This is a genomic window from Acidovorax sp. JG5 (assembly GCF_017939685.1).
Lineage (GTDB): Bacteria > Pseudomonadota > Gammaproteobacteria > Burkholderiales > Burkholderiaceae_C > Acidovorax.
In genome coordinates this window covers 47,099-69,108 of the sequence record NZ_JAGKSE010000014.1, presented here as the reverse complement: position 1 = coordinate 69,108, position 22,010 = coordinate 47,099, and the positions used below count along the sequence as shown (strand labels likewise).

The following is a 22,010-nucleotide window of genomic DNA, read 5'->3' as shown; positions in this document are numbered from 1 at the left end:
TTTCATCCCCCGAGGCGGGTTTCTGCCGCCCAGACTCCTAGCTTAAGACCGATCAGGGCTTCCAGATCGCGCTCCAGGTTCGGGCTTTGCCAGTGAAAATCGTATCCTCCGGGCAATTCGTTCAATCGGCGGGCACATCGCTCCGTGTCACTCCAGAACTTTCGACTGCGGTCCTTGAGTTCATCCCACATGTCCCGGTTGCCGCTCTGGCGCCGCACGAGATAGGTTTTCATCGGGGCACCCGCCTGCAAATGTGGAATGTACTTCCCGATCGCAAAATGGGTGAAGAATCCAGACCATACGCCGACCTTCAACAATGCAGGCGCAACCCTGTCTAGGTACGCCTCTTCGACAGGGAAACAGAAACCGTCGGAAACATCCTGGGCGACCTGTGTGTAGCCTCGCATCCAGCCACGCAATCCAGGGGCGCGATGCAGCGGCACAATCCCGACAACACGTCCGTGATCTTCGATCACCACGACTTCAACCGGCCCCAAGACCCGGTGAGCGGTTTCGCAGAATTCAGGATGCATGAACAGTCTCGCTGACAAGGCATCCGCAGGAAGCAAATCGATCCATGCGGTCAATTCGCGCTCGCCCAACTGGTCGAAGCGTTTGCGGGATACCTGCAAGCCCATGCTAGATCACAGACCGGGGAAACAAATACAGGGCGAGCCTGGCAGGATCAATTCGTCCGTTTCTTGTGGTCCACGTATTTTCTGGTAGATGAATTCTCGGCAAATCGAACCGAAGGCGCTGAAGGCTTGACACATTCGCCAGGCAGGGATTGCTGTCAAACACAAGATCGAATCTGGCGTTTTTCAAGAGTTCGCGCGATGCATCGCTCTTGACGCCGTGCGGGTATGACAGCGACAGAACATCCAGGCCCAAGGCCCGCAGGCGGTCCCGGCATTCCGAGACTTCAGCCTCAGGATCATTGGCGTAGGCAATCGGAGAATGGGTGTGACCATGACCACCCAATTCGAATCCATTCTCCGTCCATCGACTGAGATCCTCCACGTTCATCATTTGCCGCTCGTCGATCTTTTCCAGAACCCGTGGATCCACCTCATGAATGACATGGCGTCTTTCGACCTCAGGCATGCCCGCCAATTTCGCTGCAACATGTTGGCTGAACCCTGGTTGAGTCATCGCATCCTCTGACATGCCAAGAGCGGTAAGCAGTTTTGGGGCTGTCGCCGGGTCTGCCAGAATGGCCCCCGCGGCATCCTGCCACCATCGGGGCTGATCAAGGTCAATCACCTCTGTCGCCAGAAACAACACCCCAGGAAGACTTCGCTTTTTCAGTTCTGGCATGGCGTATTCGACGGTGTCTCGCCAGCCGTCATCAAACGTAATCAACAGTGGGCAATCTGGTAGCCGTCCACGGCCGTCGATTACCGCCTTCACCTGGGCGAGGTCGACCACGTTGTAGTGGCGCGAGACAAAGTCCAACGTCTCTTGAAAGCCATCGAGACTGAAGGCGAACTCACGCTCGGATTGCGCCAGCGCGTCCGAACCGGCGGGCAACACGCGGTGAAACATCAGCACCGTGAGCGCGTGCTTGTTGCGGCGCCGGTGCCAAGCCCCCAGCGCACCAGACCTGTACAGCGTTGTCCGGATCACGTCCTTGATTGCTCTCGAAAGACTCATACAGCCACCTCCGGCACTTGCATCGGCTCCGTCATCAGGTTGCGCAACAGTTGGTAGGTCACGTGCCAATCTTGCTCGGCCCAAGGGGTGAAACGCGGGATCTGGAAGGGCGATGTGGACGCCCCGGCCACGCCCCAGTGGGTGGTGACAGCGTAGCGGTAGCCCGCGCGCTTCACGGCGTCCACATGCAGGCGCGAAAAGTCGGCATATGGCCGACCGTTGGGATAGGCGAAGCCATTCACCGCCCCGCCCACGATGGCCTGCAGCCGCTCACGGGCGCCACCAATTTCGCGCTCGACCTCCTCGGCATTGCAGTAGTCGAGGATGGGGTGCAGCGCGGTGTGTGCACCAATGCCAAAGCCTTGGCTGTGCAGATCGCGCAGCTGTGCCTCGGTCATCACCGGCACGTCGGCCGTCTGTACGCCGGCTTCGGCTTCGAGCTGCTTGAGGATCTGCTCGCGGCGGTAGAGCGTGAGGTACTTCAGTTCTTGTTCCAGCCTCTGCACCTGGCGCCGCCGGTCATCCACCGATGAGACGGCTTGCGCAGGCAGGAAGGGGATACCCAGGTCAAGCGTCGGCCCGGGCAAGCGGCGCACCGCCGCCAGGATACGCTCGTGCCATAGCGGCACCCCATCGAACTGGCCCGAGGTGATGAAGAAGGTGGCGTGCAGGTTGCGCTGGCGCAGAGCCGGGGCTGCGCCCGTCAGCCAGTCGGGGTAGCCATCGTCAAAGGTGATGCAGGCGGCGCGGCGCGGCAAGGTGTCGGTTTGCAGGCGGCCAATGGCCTCATCCAGCGGCAGCACCTGCAACTGAGAAAAAGTGTGATCCAGCAGATGCTCGAAGCGGACCATGCTCACGTCGGCCGGCACCAGCGGTTCGCATTGCTGCGGCACCTTGTGAAAGAGGAAGACCGACAGCTTGTCTTTGGACAGGGATTGCAGGAGGAGTCTGGAAATCACGCTGATCTCCCAGGGCCTGGTGCCGCCGCCTCGCCTGCAGGCACAAGGGCACGCGCCACATGCAAGCGCAGCAGCTCCATCAGCATCACAACCATGTAGATCACCTCCAGGTAACCCAGGCTGACCGAGGCGCCGCCCACCATATAGGCCAGCACCGCCAGCATGAGCATGTCGGCCATGTCGCGCGCCCATTGGTATGGTGCGCCCAGTTGGTCCGTCATGCGCTTGATGACCCGCCGGCCCCAGAGGGCCCGCAACAGGATAAACATATAAAGCCCCAAGCCCACGAAGCCCAGATCGCCCATCACTTCAAAGTAAATACTGTGCGCGGCCTTGGCGGAAAACTCCGGAATGGGCAGATTCAGGAATCCGAGTAGCCCCGGGGACATCTTGAAACTATCCCAGACGGTCTGGACCTGGACGGCATGAAACCCGCCACCAAAAATCGGGTTGTCCAAGGCGATCGCCGAACTGATTTTCCAGGCGATCACGCGGCCTATGAAGGAGCTGTCTTCGTCTGCCTCTTTGATGGTGGTCAGGCGGCTGGTGATGTCTTCGGGCGCAAACGCGAGGAAGGCAATGACAGCACCCGCCACCAGCACCAGCGCCATGCCTTTGCGCCGAGAGGTGAGGATGAGCCACAACCCCACCACTGACACGGCAATGAAGCCGGCCCGCGAACCACCGCCCAGAATGGCGAGCACCACCACGCAGAATGCGCCCAGGCAAACCAGGCGCATGAGGCGATTGGCAGTGTAGGTCTGCAGGTAAAAGAGCACCGGCAGTACCAGGGCCAGCGCGGTGGACAGGTGGTTGCGGTCGGCCAGCATGGTGCCTGCTGGGCCCATCATGTTGTGCCCGCCACCCGAGGCCACCGTCTTGAGGCCGTTGAGCACGCCGTGAATACCCAGGCCCAGCGCAATGACGATGAACATGGCATGGAAATGCACACGCTCACGCACGAAGAAGGGCATGACCAAACAGAACAGCAATCCTTTGATCAGGAACTCAAAGTACTGGTCGTTATAGGGATTGCCAGGGTAGGCCAGTAAAAAGGCCAGAGTGGCGTGGGCCGCCAGCAACAAGTAGAGCCACGTCACCTTGTTGGGCTGGTAGTCGCGCCAGGGCACCCGCCCGAGCGCCAGCAACACCAGGGTGAGCACAGCGCAAGCAAAGTTGACCCGGTTGCCCACCATCCAGCCGTAGAAGTATGTGGTCGGTGCGAGCAAACCTGTCCAGCCCCACAGCAGATAGGCATTGAAAGGACGCGCCAGCGCCAGCGGCAATACGGCCAGCAGCATCAGGGCAAAAGCCAAATCACGCATGGGATTTTTCGCCAATAAGTCGGGCCGGTGGCTCAGCGCTGACGGTCAGCGTCGTCATAGCGCAGAAAACCCAGGTCGGTGCTTTCCCCGCCCTTGCCGCGAAACAGCCGCCAGCACAGGTACAGCATGACGCCCATGTCGATCACCAGAATAAATGCTTCCATTGATGGTCTTCCCCAATCGCGTTCAGTCGGCAGAAATACGCCGGTTGATGATCTTCAGTTCGATGTCGGCGCCTTGCCGGCGGGACACCACCGCCCCCTTGTTCCGGTAGATCACCAGTTCGGTCTCGTGCGCCTTGTGGTTGGCGGGGGTGGCGATGCGCGCCACCGCTTCAAACTGGTCGCTGGCCATCACCCGCTCGAAGCGCTGCATGGCCTCCAGGTCGGTCCAGAAGCCGGGCTGCATCACCACGTAGTGCACGCCGTTGGCGTTGAGGGCCTCGGCAATCTCGGCTTCGGTCAGGCCCTTTTGCTCGACGCCCAGCTCCCGCCGCACGGCCACACCCAGCAACAGCTTGTCGGCCCGCATCACTTGCAGGTCGCGGCGATCTTCCCTTGCGCGCATGTTGAACACAAAAGAGCCATCGCGATAGCCCGAGAACATGACCGTGCTGTCGCGCGGCGCCAGCCGGGCCACCTCGGAAGCTGCCTGGGCATAGCCCTGCACGTAGTACACCGGGCGCGTCCACACGGACAGGCCCGCGGTGGCAAGCACCAGCACGGCCAGCGCGGCCACAGCCCAGCCACCCAGACGGGGAGGCACCACGGAGTGCACCAAGAGCACGGCAAAAAAGACCACCGAGGGCAGCAAGAAGACGCTGTGGCGGGCTTCCTTCAGATCGATGGACGAGAAGAACAGGTAGCCCACCGCGAAGCCCAACCACCACAAACCCAGGCCGGGCATGCGCCGCCATGCAGCCATGCTTGCACCAGCCAGAGCCAGCATCGTCAGCGGCCAGCCCACCTGCGCGGGGATCTGCTGCAGATACCACACCCACCCCTGCCAGCTTGCGCGCGAGGCCACGGCGTCGGCCACGCCGGTAACCGACTGCAGGTTGGCCTGACCGAACTTGAGCGTGAGCACGGCCAGGGGCAGCAACCCGACCACGGCCAAGGCCGCCACCCACCAGTGGTGGCGATTGCGCAGACCCGCCCAGCCATCGCGATGCGCGATCAAGGCCGCATAGACCACCCCCATGTAGGCCACGCTGATCTTGGTGTATATACCCAGCACCAGCAGCGCGGCCCCCAGGTACAGCCACCTGGGTGGCCCGCCGCGCAGATAGGCCATGACAGCCACCGCGCTCCACACCAAAAATGCAAAGGCGGGCACCTCCAGCATCACCTGCCGGCCCCAGAAGGCCACCTCGGGCAACCAGAGTACGAGCGCGGCAAACGCGAGCGACGGGGCAGCCGGCAGCCAAAACCGCGCCAGGCGCCAGCAACCCAGGCCCAGCGCCAGATAGTGCAGCGCCACCACCAGCAGCGCCGTTTCGTGGGAAACCCCGAACAATGCGTAAAACGGTGCACTGATGGCGTAGAACAGCGGGGGATAGAACAGGATCGTGAGCGCCGGGTATTGGGCGTAGTAGCGATAGGCGTAGCCAGTCGGGTCATCTACTGGCATGGCCCGGATCAGATCCATGACGAACACACCATTGAGGGCATGGCGCGGCGAATCGCTCCAATAAAAGGCCCCGCCATGGGGTGCCTGCGCAAACAGCAGCGCCACACACAGCAGCACCAGCGCCCACGCCAGCAGGCGCTCCCGCGCAGAGATGGACAGTGTCTCAGGCCGTGGCATCGACAACCTTCTGAAAGAGCTGCAGTTGCCCCTGCGTTGTCGCGTCCCACGAAAAAGTCTGCGCATGGGCTCGGGTGGCTTCTCGCGTGGGCAACTGGGTGTGCAACTGCACCCAGGCGGCAGCCAGGGCTTGAGCGTCGCGGCGGTCCATGAGCACGCCGGCCGCTGGAGTGCTCACCACCTCGGGCGTGCCCCAGATGTTGGTGGCGATCACCGGCGTGCCGCAGGCCATGGCCTCCAGCAGCACATTGGCCCAGCCCTCGCGGCTGCTGCACAGGGCCAGCACGTCGGCCGCGCTGTACCACCACTTCAGCTCGGTTTGCGGCACCACGCCGGCCCAGCGCAAGCGGTCGGCCACGCCAACGCGTCTGGCCAGATCTCTCAGAGCCGCCTCCTCTGGGCCGGCACCGGCGATGAGCAAGGTCACCCCGGGCAAATGCGGCAGGGCCTCGATGGCAATGTGGTGACCCTTGCGCTCGATCAGGTGCCCCACCGATAGCAGATAGCGCCCCTCGACCGGCAGGCCCAGGCGCCGGCGGGCTTCGACCCGGTCTTCGGGCACGAAGCGCTCCAGGTCCACACCGTTGCGCAGGGTGTGGAGCTTGGTGCGGTCGGCGCCCAGCTCGCCCAGTTTGTCCATGAGCGCCTGGCACACGCCAATGGATGCGCGGGCCTGTGCGGCAGTCTCCAGGATTAGTTTGCGTGGAAAGGGGTACTGCGGGATGAGGTTCAGGTCGGTGCCACGCGCCGTCACGACAAAGGGCTTGTCAATCCACTTGGCCAGCAGCGCGGCGGCAGCACCGTCGGGATAGTAGTAGTGGGCGTCGATGAGATCGAAGTCGAAGCCCTGGCGCTGCAGGCGGCGGATGGTGGGCAAGGCCCCCAGTGCCATGGCATAGGGTGCGAGATTCATGCCCACCTTGGGCAGCAGCAGGTAGCGCGGGTGGTGCACCTCCACCCCGCTGCGCTGCTCCACGGGCGGGGTGGCTGCGAACTGCGCATACTCGCCGAAGCGCTGGTCCTTGGAGGGAAACCATGGCACCGGCGCCACTACCTTGGCCTCCACCTCGCCGGTCTTGAGCAGCTCGCGCAAGCGCGTCTCCACGAAGATGCCGTGGATGGGGCGCACCGCGCTGGGGTATAGCGTAGAGAACAACAAGACCTTCATGCGCCAGCCTTCACCAGGGCGGTCACCCGCCGCGCGTTGCCGATCCAGGTCAGATCCAGCCGCTCGATGGTTTCCGCAGCGCCTTGGGCCAGGCGCTGCCGCAGCGCTGTGTCGGTGCACAGGCGTGTGAGTGCGCCTTCCAGTGCGCCCGGCTGGGCGGGCTCGAACATCAGGGCGTTGACGTTGTCGGTCAGCACTTCCAGCAGATTGGGCGTGGCCGGGGCCACCACCGCCTTGCCCAGCACCAGGTATTCCATCAGCTTCAATGGTGATGCATAGGGCGTGACGGCCGGCTGCAGCGCCACATCGAAGGCCGCCACATGGGCTGGCACCTGTTCGCGGTGTACCACGCCCGTGAAGGTCACGCGCTCGGCCAGGCCTAGCTGCTGCGCCTGCGCCTCCAGCGCAGCGCGCACCGGGCCGTCGCCCACCACCAGCAGGTGCATGTCTTGTGGCGCCTGGGGTGAGGCCATCCAGTCGATGATCCGATCCACGCCGTGCCAGTCTCGTACAAAGCCGGTGAAGCCCAGCACCACCCGGCCCTGCAGGCCCAGGCGCCTCTTGGCCTCGTCGGGCCGGGGCGCATCGGCAAAGTGGGCGCGGTTGATGCCGTTGGACACAACGTGGATGCGTTCTGTCGGCACGCCATGCGCACGCACATGGCCGGCCAGCACCTGCGTAACAGGTAAAACGGCATCCGCACCGCGCCATGCAGTGCCCTCGGCCCAGCGCGCCAGCCGCTGCAGAGCCAGGCCCCCGCTGTGCTGCGAGCGCTCCAGCACCAGCGGCGAGTTCACCTCCAGCAACAGCGCAATACCCAGGCGCTTTTTGACCATGAGGCCGGCCAGCAGGAACAGGTTGTACCGCTCGTAGATCACCTGCGGCTGAAATTCGCGCGCGGCGGTCATCAGTTTGCGGTAGGCCACCAGGTTGTAGGCCAGCTCCATCAGCTCGTAGGCGGCCTTGGGCAGCAAGGCCTTGAGGCGATGCACCCAGCCCATGTCGCCGCCCATGCGGCCACCACCTTGCGCCGCCGTATCCGGATGGGGCTCAGGCGCTCCGGGCGCCACCACGCGCACTTCATGCCCCTCGCTGCGCAGGGCTTCGATCATCTCTTCGATGTGGACGGATTGGCCATCTTTCGAAGCGGTGCGGTGGTGGTAGAGAATTTTCATGGCTGTCCGGAATAACCTGGAGCGCTGTGCGCCGGCTCACCCAGCTGCTGACCGGAAAACAGTCGGTCGTAGGACTGCACCATCGCATCCATGCCCAACTTTTTCACCGCCTGCCGACGCGCGGACTGGGCAAGAAGACGGACCGTGGCCGGGTCGGTGTACAAGCTCCACAAAGCTTGTGCCATCGCATTGGCGTCGTCAGAAGGAACGAGCAGCCCTGTGATGCCGTCTTCCACCACATCGGGTGTGCCACCCACCGCCGTGGCGACCACCGGCAAGCCACTGGCCATGGCTTCCTGCAGGGTGCAGGAGGTGCCTTCTGCCTGGGAGGGCAACACAAAACAACCCAGCATGCGCAAGATGTCAGCCACGTCATCGCGTGCGCCTGCCAGCCACGCCAGATGCTGCACATGGGCCCGCGCAAGCGTGGCCTCTACCTCGGCCCGCAACGGCCCCGCCCCCACCACGACCAGGCGCAGGTGGGATGCGGCCTCGGGGTGGATTTCCATCAAACGCACGAAAGCGCGGGCCAGCAAGGGCTGGTTCTTGACCGTTTGCAATCGGCCCACGGTGCCGATCATCCAGTGCTCGCCCGGCACAAAGGGACAACCGGGCACGGCGGGCGCCATCCCCTGGGGCGGCGGTGCAAAGTTGTGGGTGTCCACCCCGTTGGCAATGAGCGAACGGCGGCGGGCAGGCACGCCGATGGCTTGCGCCAGGTAGTCGTCCAGGTCTTTCGACACGGCAACGTAGTGGCTGACAAACGGTTGGTAGAACTTGCGCAGGCGCCGATAGCGCGGGTTCTGGCCCTTCGGGTCGTGGGCGTCCCAGCCGTGCTCGGCATGGATGCGCAGCGGCACGCGGGCCAGCCACGCCAGTGGCGTGACTTCGAGCGCGGCCAGGTTGCAGCTGTGCACCACATCGGGCTGGAGCCCACGCAGCAGCTGATAGATGCGCGGATAGAGCCGCACGGCGTGGCCCGGTGGCTTGTGCAACTCGATGAAGCGCACGCCGGGCTGGGTGATGCGGTGCTTGAAATCGCTGATGGTGGTGAGCGACAGCACCACGTGTTCAAACCGTTCCGCAGGCAGGCGGTTGATCAGCTGCACGATGACGTTTTCCAGCCCGCCCACACTGAAGCTGTACACCACATGAATGATGCGCCGGCGGCGCTGTGTGCTGCTCATGCAGGGGCCACCTCGGTTGTGGCTGTGGTGACAACCGCCCTGACGGGCTCCTGCGCCTGCCGCAAAAACGCATCAAACATGATGAGCATCCACAAGGCAGTCGAATGGTCATGATGCCCGCCTAGGTGCTGGTTGACGAGGGTTTGCAGCGTGCCCGCATTGAAGTAGCCCGATGCCAGCATGCGCGGGCTCAGCACCGACTCCTGCATGCGTGGCGCCAGCGGTCCGCGCAGCCAGCTGGCCAGCGGCACCGAGAACCCCATCTTGGGCCGGTACAGCACGTCGTGCGGCAGCAAGGGCTCGAATGCTTTCTTGAGCACATATTTGCCCTCTCCGTCCCGGATCTTCAGGTCACTGGGCAGTGTGGCGAGCCACTCGACGAGCGGGTGGTCCATCAGCGGCTCGCGCACTTCGAGCGAGTGCGCCATGCTGGCGCGATCGACCTTGGTGTTGATGTCGCCGACCAGCCAGGTCTTGTAGTCCAGGTACTGGATCAGGGCCAGCGGGTCGTCGGTCTGGGCCTGCCGGGCATGGTGGCGGAACACGTCGAGCGCACTGTAGCCGCCCAGGCTGCGCTGGAATGCGGACGAAAACAGCGCCTGGCGCTGGTCGGCCCGCAGGTGCGACATGCTGTGGTGATAGGCCTGCACGCTGTCCATGGCCAGGGCCTGCAAGGTGGTCTTGGCGCGCAAGGGGCGCGGCGCCCAGTCGGCCTTGGGGTACATCTGCCCCAGCGCGCCAAACAGCGGGCGGCGCAGGCCCTGCGGCAGGCAGTTGCGCACGGCCTCTTCGCCCTGGTGCATGCGGTAGCGCCGGTAGCCGCCCAGGCTTTCGTCGCCGCCGTCGCCAGACAGCGCCACGGTGACATGCTTGCGCGCCATCTGGCAGACGCGGAAGGTGGGTATGGCCGAGCTGTCGGCAAAGGGTTCGTCGTAGAGCCTTGCCAGCGTGTCGATGAGGTCGAAGTCGTCGCTGCTGACGACTTCGAGCTGGTGGTCGGTGTGGTAACGGTCTGCCACCTGCTGGGCAAAGGCGGATTCGTTGAAACGCGGGTCGTCGAAGCCGATGGCGCAGGTGTGAACCGGCCTGTCGGACAACCCGGCCATGGTGGCGACCACGGCGCTGGAGTCCACCCCGCCGGAGAGAAAGGCCCCCAGGGGCACGTCGGCGATCATGCGCAGCCGCACCGATTCCTTCACCCGCTCGCGCAGCTCGGCTTGTGCATCGGCCAGGCCGATGGGGTTGTCATTGCTGAAATGCACGTCCCAATACGGTACCGGCTGGGCCTGGGCCGCATCACCCCGGCGCAGGGTGAGGCTGTGCGCCGCAGCCAGCTTGTGGGCGTGGCGGTAGATGCAACGCGGATCGGGCACGTAGCCGAACGAGAAATAGTCTTCCACCGCCAGCGGGTCAATGTCGCGCACAAAGCCGGGGTGGGCAGTCAGCACTTTGAGCTCGGAGCCAAAGATGAAGCTGCCATCGGGCAACCACGCGTAGTGCATGGGCTTGACGCCCATGCGGTCGCGCGCAAGGAACAGGGTTTGCTGGTTGCGGTCCCACAGGGCAAAAGCGAACATGCCCCGCAGCCGGTGCAGGCAGGCCGCGCCCCAGGCTTGCCAGGCGTGCACGATCACTTCGGTGTCGCTGCGCGTTTTGAAGTGGTAGCCCAGGGCCTTGAGCTCGGCCATCAGCGCGCGGTAGTTGTAGATCTCGCCATTAAAGACGATGCCCACGCTGCCGTTTTCATTGAACAAGGGCTGCTTGCCGGTGGCCAGGTCGATGACGGACAGGCGCCGGTGGCCCAGTGCCAGGCCGGGCTCCAGGTGCACATCGTCTTCGTCGGGCCCGCGGTGGGCCTGGACATTGTTGATGCGCGAAATCAGTTCGCGCGAGTAGGCGCGCGCTCCCTGTGTATCGAAGAGGCCGGAGATGCCGCACATGGTCAGTCGCGCCCCCGCGTTTGCAAGAGCGCCGCCGCCAGCGCGTCGCCCTGGCTGTCCAGATAGGACTGCAGGCGCGCCGAAGCGTCCACCTCGGCCTCCTTGGCGTCCGACAGGGGCGTGTAGATCACGATGTGCGCCCCGTCATCGCCCCAGCCGCCGATGCGCCCCAGCGCCCCCTGTATCTTGCCCGCGTAGTCGCTGGCGGTGAAGACGCCGTGAACCCAGTAGAAGCGCCAGGCCAGCAGACGCTGGCCCGCGTTGCCCATGCCGGGCGGGTGCTGGCGCAGCACGGCACTGTCGACACGCAGGGGCCGGCCCTGCAGCCGCGCATCGGCCGCGCCACCAGCCACCCGCGCCCACATCGGGTCCTGGCTATTGACCAGCACGTTCTCTGAGCTGACCAGCTTGCGCTGGTAGTTTTGCTGGCGGTAATAGCTGACATGCAGGCCCAGCGGCTGACTCTGACCGTCGATCAGACCGGCGTCCAGCGTGTCCGAGGCATGCTCAAAAGCCGGCCGCCAGGTGCTGGGTGGCTGCGCCGTGGCACGCCAGGGGACCGCAACCATGGGCTCGACCACTTGCACAGGCCGTGACTGTGTGCCCAGGTCCATGACCGCCAGCGCGCCATGCGGCGCCAGCACCACGGAAAAGACGAGCGCCAGCGCAAGCCAATGCGTTCCGGCCGGGGCGCTTGCAGCAGCCAGACCCCCTGCCGCCACCGCCTTGGGCGGTGGCGGCAGGGGGTCTACCCAGCGCGCACCGATGAGGAACATCACGCCGATGACGAGCCCAAAAAACAACCACCCATACACGAGGTGGTCCACACCCGTGGCGATGGTGTTGCCGGAATAGTGCCCCAGCATGACGATCATGTAAGCGCGCAACCAGTTGGCCACCAGCGGCACCAGGATGGCCACGCCAATGAACACCAGGCGCTTGCGCATGCTTTGGTAGCTAAGGTACGCGAACAGGCAGCCCACCGTCACGGAAGCGATGAGGTAGCGAATGCCGCTGCAAGCCTCCACCACCGACCATGCGCCCGAAGGGATGATGAATTGCAGGCCTTCACGGTACACCGGGATGCCGCTCGCACGCAGCGCCATCACGGTGAAATCGGCCGTCCACTCCATCAGGCGCGGCAGTAGAAAGTCGCCGATCGGAACCGCAAAGAACAGAAAAAACAAAGGAAAGGCCAGCGCCCCGGCTACGCGCCAACCGAGCACGGCAGGCACAGACAACACGATCAACGTGATCAGCGCAAGCTGCGTGGCAGCGTTCACGGCCACCAGATCACCAGCCAGCCAGAGTGCTGCGGCGCCCGCCATGAGCAGCCAGGCCAGGCGCCCCGGGCGAGGAACCATGGGCGCCAGAACCGCGCGCTGGCGCCACACCAGCCACAGCGAGATGAGGGGCACGACAAAGCCATGCGCGTAGGTGTCGGAGCGCGCCCAGATCATCGCCATGCCCCAGGCCGAATGCCAGTACGCAACCACCATGGCGGCGAGCAGCAACACCAGCACCAGCAGGGGCCGACGCCAATGGACGGGCAGGGCTTGAAGGTGGCTTGTCATGGGGGGCACTTTCATGCACCGGCAGCGTGGGGCTGATTGGCCGGTGGGTTGGCCGGTGGGTTGGCAGGTGGATTGGCAGGCGCTCTGCCCAGGCCACTGTCGATACCGCTCAGATGGGCCTGCCAGCTGCATTCGTGCTCCACGTAGCGGCGGGCCTGCTGGCCCAGCGCGGCGGCGTTGTAGGGCGACTCCAGCAGCGGCTGCAGGGCCTGGACAAACTCTTGCGGCGTATCGGCACGCAGCAGCCCCTGCCCTGCCGTGGCGCCGATGGCGTCGGCGCAGCTGCTGACCGTGACCACGGGCTGCTGCATGGCCATGGCCTCCAGAATCTTGTTTTGAATGCCGCGCGCCACGCGCAAGGGCGCCACCACCGCGCTGGCGTGTTGCAGATAGGGCCGCACATCGGGCACGGTGCCAGTGACCACCACCTGCCCACTGGCCAGCGCCTGCACCTGGGCCGAAGGGCTGCGGCCCACGATGTAAAACCGCGCCAACGGCCAGCGCGCGCGCAACAGCGGCAGCACGTCGGCCACGAACCAGCTGGCGCCGTCGATGTTGGGCCAGTAGTCCATCGCGCCGGTGAACACAATGGCCTGCTCACCGGCCGCGAAGGGGCTGGGCCGCCGGGGGTCTGGTATGAAAAACTCGGCATCCACCCCGTTGCCCATGGACTGCACGCGCCCCGCGCATTCCGGCGCCTGCGACAAAAACAAGGCGGTTTCGTTCGGTGTGACGAAGTACGCGCGCCGCGCCAGCAAGGCCATTGCGCGCTCATAAGCGAGCAGGCGCCGGCCCTCGCGGCGGTACAGCATGGACAAGGGCCAGCGGTGCGCGGGGGCGTACTGGGTCCATTTGGCGGAGTCCACATCGACAAAGTCCACCAGCATGGGCACCTTGGGCAGCAGCGGCTGCGCGTATTGCGCCATGGCCGAGGAAAAAACCACGCAGGCCTGCAGGCTGTGTTCTGCGCTCGTCTGCTCCACCCAGCGCCGCATGCCGGCGTTGCGGTAGTAGGCCAGCGTGAGCGCCTCGCCCGCCAGCAGACCGCTGAGGCTCCTGGCCTTGGCACTGGGTGCATGGATGCGCTCCACATGCAGGTCGGGGCACATGGCCTGGAGCGTGGGCAGGTGTTGCGCATCGTCCGGGTCGTCGATGAAGGTGCCCAGAAACACGCGGTGGCGCTGCTGCAAGTGGCGCAGCAGGTGGTACGAACGCACCTTGTCACCCTTGTTGGGGGGGTACGGCAGTCGGTGCACCAGGTAGAGAATGTTGCCCATGGTGGTCATGCGTTGGTGGCATTCAGCCCAGGTTGCGCACGATTTTGGGCCCGAGCCAATTGGCAAGGCCAATGGGCATGCGCTTCCATGCGGCGATCAGCAGGCGGTACTTGGCATTCGCGGGGTTGTTCTGCGGCACGCTGTCGCTTTTGTACAGCCGGTATTCGTAGTGCAGCGGTGTGGGTTCAAAACCCCAGTTCTTCTTGAACGCATACGAGCCGGTGTCCTGCTTGCTGCGTCCGTAGTCGAACACCTTCAGGCCCCGTGCGCAGGCCAGGCGCATGAGCTCCCAGTACTTGAAGTCGTTGGCAGCCAGGTCGCGTGCTGCCTCGTCGTCGCCGGCATAGTAGGGCAGCACTTCATCACGGAAATAGAAACTCAGCACGCTGCTGATGGCGCGGCCATCGGGGGCGCAAACGGTGAGCACTTCGCAGTCCGGCCCGAAGACCCGGCACAGCCCTTTGAAATAGGCCTTGGGCAGGGCCGGCGTGCCATGGCGGTGCACGTTGTCGGCATACAGCGCGAAGAAGCGGTCGACCGTGGTGTCGATATGGGAGGTGAGCCCGTTCTTGATGCCTTTGCGCACCATGGCGCGCTGCTTGCGCGGGATGGCGAGCAGGTTGTCCTCTTCTGTCGGCGCAATCGGTTTGCGGAAAGTGACGTAGAGGTCTTGCAGCGGCCAGTCGGTGTGGCGGCGCTGCACATGGCGCAACTCCAGGTGGTCCACGCCCAGGCGCTGCGCCAGCTGCTCGGCCTCGCGTTCCAGCGCCACGGCGGCTTGCTCATCCAGCGCGGCAACGCCGCCGTACACGGCAAAAGGCAGGCTGGTGAGCGCATTGCCAAACAGGCGGCTCTTGACATGCCCGAGCGGCAACACACCCCGGATGCTTTCCCCGGCCTCGGCGTAGAGAAAATAGGTGTCGTGGCGGAACACCTCGCGGATCAATGCCTGCCAGCCCGCCCGGTGGAAAAACGTGGCGTGCGGACAGCCCAGCACAAAAGCGTCCCAGCGCGCCGCGTCGGCTGCGCTGTGCGCATCGAGCCGGCGAATGGCGAGCGTGGCGGCCACTTCAGCCACGGGCCACCTCTGGCGTTTGCGGGGACAGAAAAATATGGTCCATGCGGCCCCAATGAAAATCCTGCAGCAGATGCCCCAGCCGCTGCTCCATGCGGCCGATGTTCACGTAATGCCTGAAGCGGGTCTTGAACCCGATGCCTTGCACGCGCGGCTGCCCGACATCCATTTCCCAGGGATGAAAGTAAAAAACGGCCGGTGATCCGTCCTGGCGATGGACCTGGCGCAGCATCCAGCGCGACAGCGCATAGGGAAGCAGGCGAAAGTAGCCACCGCCGCTGGACGGCAAGTTGCGGTGGAACATGCGCAGGGTGGTCGGCGGCACCTCAATCAAGCCGTCGCGCACCTGGTGGGCAAACCGTGGTGCGTCCGGCATGCCATAGTGGTCGTGCCGGATGGGATAAATGCTGGAGCTGTAGCGGTAGCCGGCACGCTGCAGCGTGTCCAGCGCCCACAAATTGCCGGAGCCGATGGAAAAGCTGGGGGCTCGGTAGCCCTGCACCCGAACCCCGGCAATATCTTCCAGCAATGCTTTGGCGCGGTGGATGTCCTCAAAGAACGCCGCCTCCGACAAGTCGCTCACCCGCTCATGGCCGTAGCCATGGCTGGCCAGCTCATGGCCGCCGTCCACGATGCGGCGCACCAGCGCCGGATACCGCTCGGCGATCCAGCCCAAGGTGAAGAAGGTGGCCTGGGTGTTGTGCTCTTCCAGCAAAGCCAGGATGCGCTCCACGTTGCGCTCCACCCGGCATTCGCGCAGGTCCCACTCGCTGCGTTCAATGTAGGGCGCGAAGGCCGATACCTGGAAGTAATCCTCGACGTCGATGGTCAGCGCGTTGGTGATGGAGGACGTGCTGGGCATGGCGATGGACTCCAGGCTCTAGCCGGCGGCACTGTCAGAACGCGGGCGACGACTTGCGACCACCAGCTTTTGCAGATTCATCAAGATTTCCAAGGTCACGCGCTCCTGGCGCAGAACGCTGCGTTCGATACGCAGCAAACGCGCGCTCAGTTGCTCGGCCGTCACGTGTACAAGTTGCTGAGACATGCTATCTGCCAGAGCACTGTCCAAACTCAAATCCAAATCCAGTGCCCCTGGCTCCAACTCGCTGTCCAGCGGCTCCTCCTGCGCGATGCCTCGCACCGCCGCTCTCAGGGGCATCTGCCAAGGAGATGCAACCTTGGGCGACACCAGCATTTCTGCTTGCACTTCTTGAATGATCTCGTTGACCAGTGCAAGGTCAATGTGCGTCCGATCCGTCAGAAACCCCTGCAACAGGACGCGGTCAAACAAGGTGTTAACGCGCCGGGGAATTCCGCCTGTGTAGTGGTAGATGCAGTCGAATATTTCTGGATCGAAGGTAGGATTTTCACTGGCCCCAGCACATTTCAAGCGATGCAGAATGTACTCGCGGGTTTCGTCAACCTCCAGGGGGCCGAGATGGCAGGTGGCTGTCACACGCTGACGCAATTGCACCATGCCAGGGCTTTGCAAGATTTCACGGAACTCGGGTTGGCCCACCAGAAAAGTCTGCAGCAGTGCGTACTGGCCATTCTGGAAATTGGACAGCATGCGCAGCTCTTCCACCGCCTGCGGCTGAAGGTTCTGCGCTTCATCGACGATCAGCAGGCAACGCTTTCCTTGCAGAGTCTGGGTAACGAAGAAAGCTTCCAGTGCCATCAACAGGTCTGCTTTGGAAACGCCCCGCACGGGGATCCCGAACGCCGCGCCCACCAGTCGCAGCGTGTCTTCGGCACTCAATTGCGTGCTAACCAGATGGGCCGCGACAACAGTACCGGGGTCCAGACTGTCAATCAGGCCGCGCACAATCGTCGTCTTACCCGCCCCCACCTCGCCCGTAATCACGATGAAGCCCTCACAACGCATCACGCCGTATTCCAGGTACGCGCGTGCGCGCTGATGCTGCTTGCTGCTGAAATAGAAGCCGGGGTCGGGATTGAGTTGGAAGGGTTTGCTGTTCAACCCATAGAACGCTTCGTACATGGATCAAAACCGGTGTGTGATGGTGCCGACTATCGCCGATTCACTATATGGGCTGGCGGGGCCGTCCGATACAACGCGACGTATCTGAAGACCTGCGCTGGTGCGATGGGCCAGCAGCGTATTCCAGCCCAATACGAGTGAGCGAACCCGGGTTTCCAACCCCGGCAAAGTGCCTGCGCTGCGCTGATCGCCCCAATTCGCATGGATCGATGAATTCGGCGTGAGACGATGGGCAAGCCACAGGCTCCAGCCGCGCTGGCGGATGCGGGAGTTGGTATCGAAATCATCGCCCAGCTGGAGCGCACCGCCGAGTGCGCGGCTGTCAGAACGCGAAACTGCCAGCGTCACGGTACTGCGCTGGCCCAACAGTGCCAGCGACAGTTGCTGCGCCCGCTGCAAGGTGCTCGATGAGCGCAGGAAATCCTGGAACACCTGCACGTTGGCGGGCAGCCCCAGGCGTTCAATTTCTGCCAGAACGAGTTGTGTGCGGCGGACGGGGTCTGGCTCGATCTGGGTGTAAAAGCCGTCGAACAGGTCGAACAAAGACCCCAGCGACGCCGACTGTGCGCCCAGCCCGTTGGAGACGGCCTTGACATCGGTGTAGCGCCAGACGGTGCGCCCGGTGCGGTGCTCGATGGCTGCGTTGTGGGAGCCGCCAAAATAACGGCTCTCCCGCTCAAACGACATCCGGGTGCGCTCCGATGGCTGCCACGCAGCACCAAAACCTGTAATGCTGTGCGACTCGCGTGTCGGCGAAAGCTGGTTGGTGGATTCGGCTCCGCCAATCCCCGTGAGCCGCACTTGCGGCGTCACTGCTACATTCACCCGGGCACGCAGCGTGGTGGTTTTGATCCTCCGACCCGGGGAATAATCGGCGACCTGGTCGCTGGCATCCACGGACCAGCCCACAACCCGCCCGCTTTCCTGGCTGCCCAGACGCAGGACCCATTCTTGCGTGGTGACATCCGAGCGGCTGTCCGTCTTGGTGCGGGTGTCTTGCACGCTGTAGCGCGCCTCATAGTCGGCCACGCTACCCATGCGACCGCGAAGATAGGGCGAGAGGCGAAAGCTCGAGGTCTGCGAGCTGTTGGCGTTGGCGGGTGAGCCATCCACCGGCGCGCCAAAAGCCGATATGGGCTGCGAAGCGACGACGGCGTCCACATCGACAAAAGCCCACTGCTCGATCGCCTCTACGACAGCGCTGGCATTCAGGCTGTGCCGAATCTCATTGAACCGTGACTCCCGCGCGTAGTAAGTGTCGTGCAGCGAATAATCGACAAACCCTTTGATCCGGGCCATATTGCTGATCAGCTGAAACCCCGGACTCACCTCCGTCACCTGATCACTGATACTGGCGGCATCAAGCCGTGCATTGCTGGTAATGGTGTGCTGCACCGAAATACGCGGCTCAAATACCATGCTGGGTTGACGCGGTGCTGCCTGCACATCGTCTTGTTGTGCAGTGACGGTGCCCGGAAGAAGCGCCGGTGCAGTTGCCAAAGCAAGCGAGGCCCAGCGAACCAAGCAAGGACTTGCGGTATAGCGATACGGTCGGTTCACGCGGACGCTCCTTTTTCCCGTCACACCGCAGCAGTGGCCGCGCTGGGCTCGCCGACTAACCGATCGTAGCCATACCCGTGGCCATATCCATAGCCATATGCACCCAAACCCCGGCTGCGCGCCTGGTTAAGCACCATGAGCCTGATAGGGCAAGCCTCGATGGTGGTCAGGGCATCCTGAACCTGGGACTGGAGCGTTTTTTCAGCCTGAACGACGACGACAATCTGGCCCATGTGGCTGGCCAGCACCCGCGCTTCCGTGGTCAGCAGCAATGGAGGGGAATCGAAAATGAGGATGCGATCCCGGTAGCGCTTGCCCATGTCGTTGAGCAATCCTGCCATGGCATCACTGGCCAGCAATTCCGTCGCACGCGGATTCGGCAGCCCCGTGGGCAACAGCGTGAAATTGTCAATATTGGTGCGCAGCAGCACATCGGGCAATCCGATCTTTTCATCCAGCAACAAGTCCAGCAAGCCGGGTGCAGGTAGCAGGCCCATTGTCTTCATGACGGACTGGCGCGCGACATCGGCATCGACCAGCATCACCGTATGGTTCAGTTCCATGGCCAGACTCATGGCCAGGTTGATGGCTGTAAAGGTCTTTCCCTCACCGGGCAATGCGCTGGTGACCATGATGAGGTTGCCGTTGGCCACCAACGAGGCTCCTTTGCCCGTTGCATTTTCCAGGAGGGGCCGTTTGATGACGCGAAACTGATCTGTCATGGCTGAGCGCGGCGCATTGGGAGTGACAAAGCCCGCCGCAGCCAGTGCCGTCAGATCGATATGTACGGACTTGGAAACCAGCTTGGATGTTGGCACGCCCCGCCGCACGTCAAGGATGGCATCTTCTACGGGCGCGACTGTTTGTGCCGGCTGCGCCACGGCGCCCGGCCCTACGGACTCGGCAGGCTGCACCACGCTACCAGGCACAGGCACCCCCGCCTTTCGCAATTGTTCTAGCCGTTGGGCCGCTTTTTCAATGGAACTTGTCATGATTGCATGTCACCCCAAAAGGCCGGACAAGTAGGACAACGCAAGCATTCCACCCGCATAGAGCAAAACGAGTGCAAGCAAGGCCGCGATGAAACGCTTAAAGCTTCTCGATTCACGTTGACGGAACGCATCACTGGGCATCAATTCCACCACGCCCAGCAACGGCAGTTGGGTCAACTGGCGCAACGCAGTGCCATCAAAGAAAACTGGCCGAATCTGGCTCATGAGAAATGCCATTCCAAGCCCTGCGGCCAGGGCCGCCAGCAAGGTGATTGGCATCAGCAGCACCCGGTTGGGAGCAACAGGCTTGGGCGAAACGCGCGGCGGGTCGATGACTCGAAATTCAGCCACACTGGACGTGTTTTCCAACTGTCCCGACATCATGGCCGATTCACGGCGAGCCACCAGATCGGCATAGTTTTTCTGATTAATCTGATAGTCCCGGTTCAACTGCGCCAATTCGGCCTCCAGTTGTGGAGCCACCTTGAGTTGCTCATGGACATGTTTGGCACGTGACTCGTATTCAACGACGCGCGCGCGCAGCGATGCCACTTGAACTTCGGCTGCCGAATAAATGCGATTGAGCTCCACCACCGCGGGATTGGTTTCCACTGCAGGCGATCCCTGCGTTGCCTGCGCTTTACGCCGCAGCTCCTCCACTTCACGGCGCTTTTGTGCCTCAAGCTCCGCAATCAATCTGCGTGTATTGACCACATCTGGGTGCTCGTCGGTGTAGCGCTGTAGCAGCGTATCCAGATTGCGCTTTTGCTCATGAAGACGCGCATCCAACTCAGGCGTCTGCATACCAACAGCAGACCCGATGAGAGACTGTCCAGTTTGCGCGCGCAGCATCTCCAACTGACGACTCGCCGCCGCTCGTGCACTTTCAGCCTCGCGCAGCTCAAGCCTGGCCTGACTTAGCAGGTTGCCGATTTCTGCGGCCCGCCCGGCCGAATCCAGCCCACTTTGCGATTGCAACTCAAGGTTTCGCAATTTGAACGCTTTGAGGCGGCCTTCGGCGTCTGTGAGCTTGGCCTCGTAGCTCTTGATCTGCTCATCGAGAAAGCGACGCGCACTGTCCGAATCCTGGCGCGAAGCACCCAGACTGGATTCAACGAAGATGGTCAAAAGCGCCTGCACGACCCGCTGCGCTTTCTCGGGATTCTGGTCGCGATAGGACAGCGTATAGAGATTGTCTCGCCCGGTGGTCTGGATACTGATGGACTTGGTCACAGTATCGACCACCGCATCTTTTGCTGCCTTGGAATGCGCGCCCAGATCGAGATCAACGGTGCGGACCAGACGCTCCACGGTAGGCCGACTGAGTAGAGTGCGGCTGAGCATGGCGACCTGCTGCTCGATGTTCGGCTGCACGGCAATGCCGGTCATGAGCGGACGCAAGATGGACTGTGTGTCTACAAATACGCGCGCCGACGCCTGATAGTGATCCGGCATCATGAGCACCACACCCACACCCACGGCAGCAACCAACCAAGTGATCAGCATAGCCAGACGGCGATAAATCCACATGCCGCGAACGGTTGTGGTGATCTGGCCTAGAAACTCATCCATTCACTCCCCCTTAACAAGTCCGCAGGACGCTTGCTAGCCACCAATCCTTGCGCAGGCCAATCAAAACCACCCTTGGGGAATAATGAGAATATCGCCGGGAAGCACTTCCACATTGGCGTCAATATCGCCGCGCTTGACCAGATCATTCAGGCGCACCGTGTAACGCTTGTTGCCCTCGGCCGTACGTACAAGCGTAGCGCTGTTGCCATCGGCAAAATCGGTCAACCCCCCTACCGCAATCATCACATCGAGGACCGTCATTTTTTGCTTGTAGGGAAGGAACTGCGGCTTGGCCGCCTCACCCACTACGCGGATCTGTTCGCTGTAGGGGCCGACGAAGCCCGTCACGATGACAGTGACGACTGGGTCCCGCACGTATTTACCCAGCTCCTTTTCCACATCCCGAGCGATCTGCGCCGAGGTTTTACCTTGCGCGACGAGCCCATCAACCAAGGGCGTAGACACCTGACCATCAGGACGAACCGGCACAATCTGTGACAGTTCAGGGTTTCGCCACACGATGATGTTGAGCGTATCGCCGGGCCCGACGATGTAGTTGTAATCGGGGGCGGACGCCCTGACCGGCGCGGCCGGATGGTCCCCTGCGCGCATATCCGCACAGCCAACCACCGCTGCTGCCAGCGCAGCCATTGCCACAACCCGGCCCGCAGCCCCCAGGAACACTGAAACGTATTTCTGCATGGTGCAACCCCTTATATCGTTTGCACGGCTATGGCCAATA

19 protein-coding genes are annotated in these 22,010 nt (G+C 63.0%); all 19 read right to left on the bottom strand.

Going from position 1 to position 22,010, the window contains the following annotated elements:
* Positions 1 to 2 precede the first annotated feature (2 nt).
* From J8G26_RS13995 to J8G26_RS13910, 19 genes are read right to left on the bottom strand one after another with little or no spacing between them, the layout of a single operon-like run.
* Positions 3 to 632, bottom strand: coding sequence for a hypothetical protein (locus J8G26_RS13995; RefSeq protein WP_210569645.1), 630 nt, complete (start codon positions 630 to 632; stop codon positions 3 to 5).
* 7 nt (positions 633 to 639) lie between these two features.
* Positions 640 to 1,653 (bottom strand): polysaccharide deacetylase family protein, encoded by a 1,014-nt coding sequence (locus J8G26_RS13990; protein WP_087747835.1) that lies wholly within the window; start codon positions 1,651 to 1,653, stop codon positions 640 to 642.
* The gene (locus J8G26_RS13985) at positions 1,650 to 2,612 is read right to left on the bottom strand and encodes a polysaccharide deacetylase family protein (RefSeq protein WP_087747836.1); all 963 of its coding nucleotides are present in this window, start codon (positions 2,610 to 2,612) and stop codon (positions 1,650 to 1,652) included. Before J8G26_RS13985 ends, J8G26_RS13990 begins: the two co-directional genes overlap by 4 nt.
* Entirely contained in the window at positions 2,609 to 3,937 is a 1,329-nt protein-coding gene (locus J8G26_RS13980) for a putative O-glycosylation ligase, exosortase A system-associated (RefSeq protein ID WP_087747837.1), read from the bottom strand. The genes J8G26_RS13985 and J8G26_RS13980 overlap by 4 nt, the downstream gene beginning before the upstream one ends.
* Before the next feature lie 32 nt (positions 3,938 to 3,969).
* Positions 3,970 to 4,101, bottom strand: coding sequence for a hypothetical protein (locus J8G26_RS19570; protein WP_255378692.1), 132 nt, complete (start codon positions 4,099 to 4,101; stop codon positions 3,970 to 3,972).
* Between the two features lie 22 nt (positions 4,102 to 4,123).
* The gene (locus J8G26_RS13975) at positions 4,124 to 5,743 is read right to left on the bottom strand and encodes a glycosyltransferase family 39 protein (RefSeq protein WP_087747838.1); all 1,620 of its coding nucleotides are present in this window, start codon (positions 5,741 to 5,743) and stop codon (positions 4,124 to 4,126) included.
* Positions 5,730 to 6,911, bottom strand: a complete 1,182-nt coding sequence (locus J8G26_RS13970) for a glycosyltransferase family 4 protein (protein WP_087747839.1) — start codon at positions 6,909 to 6,911, stop codon at positions 5,730 to 5,732. The genes J8G26_RS13975 and J8G26_RS13970 overlap by 14 nt, the downstream gene beginning before the upstream one ends.
* A complete protein-coding gene (locus tag J8G26_RS13965) occupies positions 6,908 to 8,086 on the bottom strand; it encodes a glycosyltransferase family 4 protein (protein WP_210569643.1) in 1,179 nt (392 codons plus the stop codon). Before J8G26_RS13965 ends, J8G26_RS13970 begins: the two co-directional genes overlap by 4 nt.
* Entirely contained in the window at positions 8,083 to 9,273 is a 1,191-nt protein-coding gene (locus tag J8G26_RS13960) for a TIGR03088 family PEP-CTERM/XrtA system glycosyltransferase (protein WP_210569641.1), read from the bottom strand. The genes J8G26_RS13965 and J8G26_RS13960 overlap by 4 nt, the downstream gene beginning before the upstream one ends.
* Positions 9,270 to 11,213, bottom strand: a complete 1,944-nt coding sequence (locus J8G26_RS13955; RefSeq protein ID WP_210569639.1) for an XrtA/PEP-CTERM system amidotransferase — start codon at positions 11,211 to 11,213, stop codon at positions 9,270 to 9,272. The genes J8G26_RS13960 and J8G26_RS13955 overlap by 4 nt, the downstream gene beginning before the upstream one ends.
* A 2-nt stretch (positions 11,214 to 11,215) precedes the next feature.
* Complete coding sequence (gene xrtA / locus J8G26_RS13950; RefSeq protein WP_246881405.1) at positions 11,216 to 12,787, bottom strand: exosortase A; 1,572 nt, start codon at positions 12,785 to 12,787, stop codon at positions 11,216 to 11,218.
* Between the two features lie 11 nt (positions 12,788 to 12,798).
* Positions 12,799 to 14,064, bottom strand: a complete 1,266-nt coding sequence (locus tag J8G26_RS13945; protein WP_210569649.1) for a TIGR03087 family PEP-CTERM/XrtA system glycosyltransferase — start codon at positions 14,062 to 14,064, stop codon at positions 12,799 to 12,801.
* Positions 14,065 to 14,086: 22 nt separating this feature from the next.
* Complete coding sequence (locus J8G26_RS13940; protein WP_087747844.1) at positions 14,087 to 15,142, bottom strand: FemAB family XrtA/PEP-CTERM system-associated protein; 1,056 nt, start codon at positions 15,140 to 15,142, stop codon at positions 14,087 to 14,089.
* Positions 15,135 to 16,001, bottom strand: coding sequence for an XrtA system polysaccharide deacetylase (locus J8G26_RS13935; RefSeq protein ID WP_210569635.1), 867 nt, complete (start codon positions 15,999 to 16,001; stop codon positions 15,135 to 15,137). Before J8G26_RS13935 ends, J8G26_RS13940 begins: the two co-directional genes overlap by 8 nt.
* An 18-nt stretch (positions 16,002 to 16,019) precedes the next feature.
* Positions 16,020 to 17,144 (bottom strand): XrtA/PEP-CTERM system-associated ATPase, encoded by a 1,125-nt coding sequence (locus J8G26_RS13930; RefSeq protein ID WP_087747846.1) that lies wholly within the window; start codon positions 17,142 to 17,144, stop codon positions 16,020 to 16,022.
* A gap of 3 nt (positions 17,145 to 17,147) precedes the next feature.
* A complete protein-coding gene (locus tag J8G26_RS13925; protein WP_349238325.1) occupies positions 17,148 to 18,728 on the bottom strand; it encodes a TIGR03016 family PEP-CTERM system-associated outer membrane protein in 1,581 nt (526 codons plus the stop codon).
* Positions 18,725 to 19,696, bottom strand: a complete 972-nt coding sequence (locus tag J8G26_RS13920) for an XrtA-associated tyrosine autokinase (RefSeq protein WP_087747848.1) — start codon at positions 19,694 to 19,696, stop codon at positions 18,725 to 18,727. Before J8G26_RS13920 ends, J8G26_RS13925 begins: the two co-directional genes overlap by 4 nt.
* 9 nt (positions 19,697 to 19,705) lie before the next feature.
* Positions 19,706 to 21,268, bottom strand: coding sequence for an XrtA system polysaccharide chain length determinant (locus J8G26_RS13915; protein ID WP_087747849.1), 1,563 nt, complete (start codon positions 21,266 to 21,268; stop codon positions 19,706 to 19,708).
* 60 nt (positions 21,269 to 21,328) lie between these two features.
* Positions 21,329 to 21,970, bottom strand: a complete 642-nt coding sequence (locus tag J8G26_RS13910; RefSeq protein WP_087747850.1) for an XrtA/PEP-CTERM system exopolysaccharide export protein — start codon at positions 21,968 to 21,970, stop codon at positions 21,329 to 21,331.
* Positions 21,971 to 22,010 lie beyond the last annotated feature (40 nt).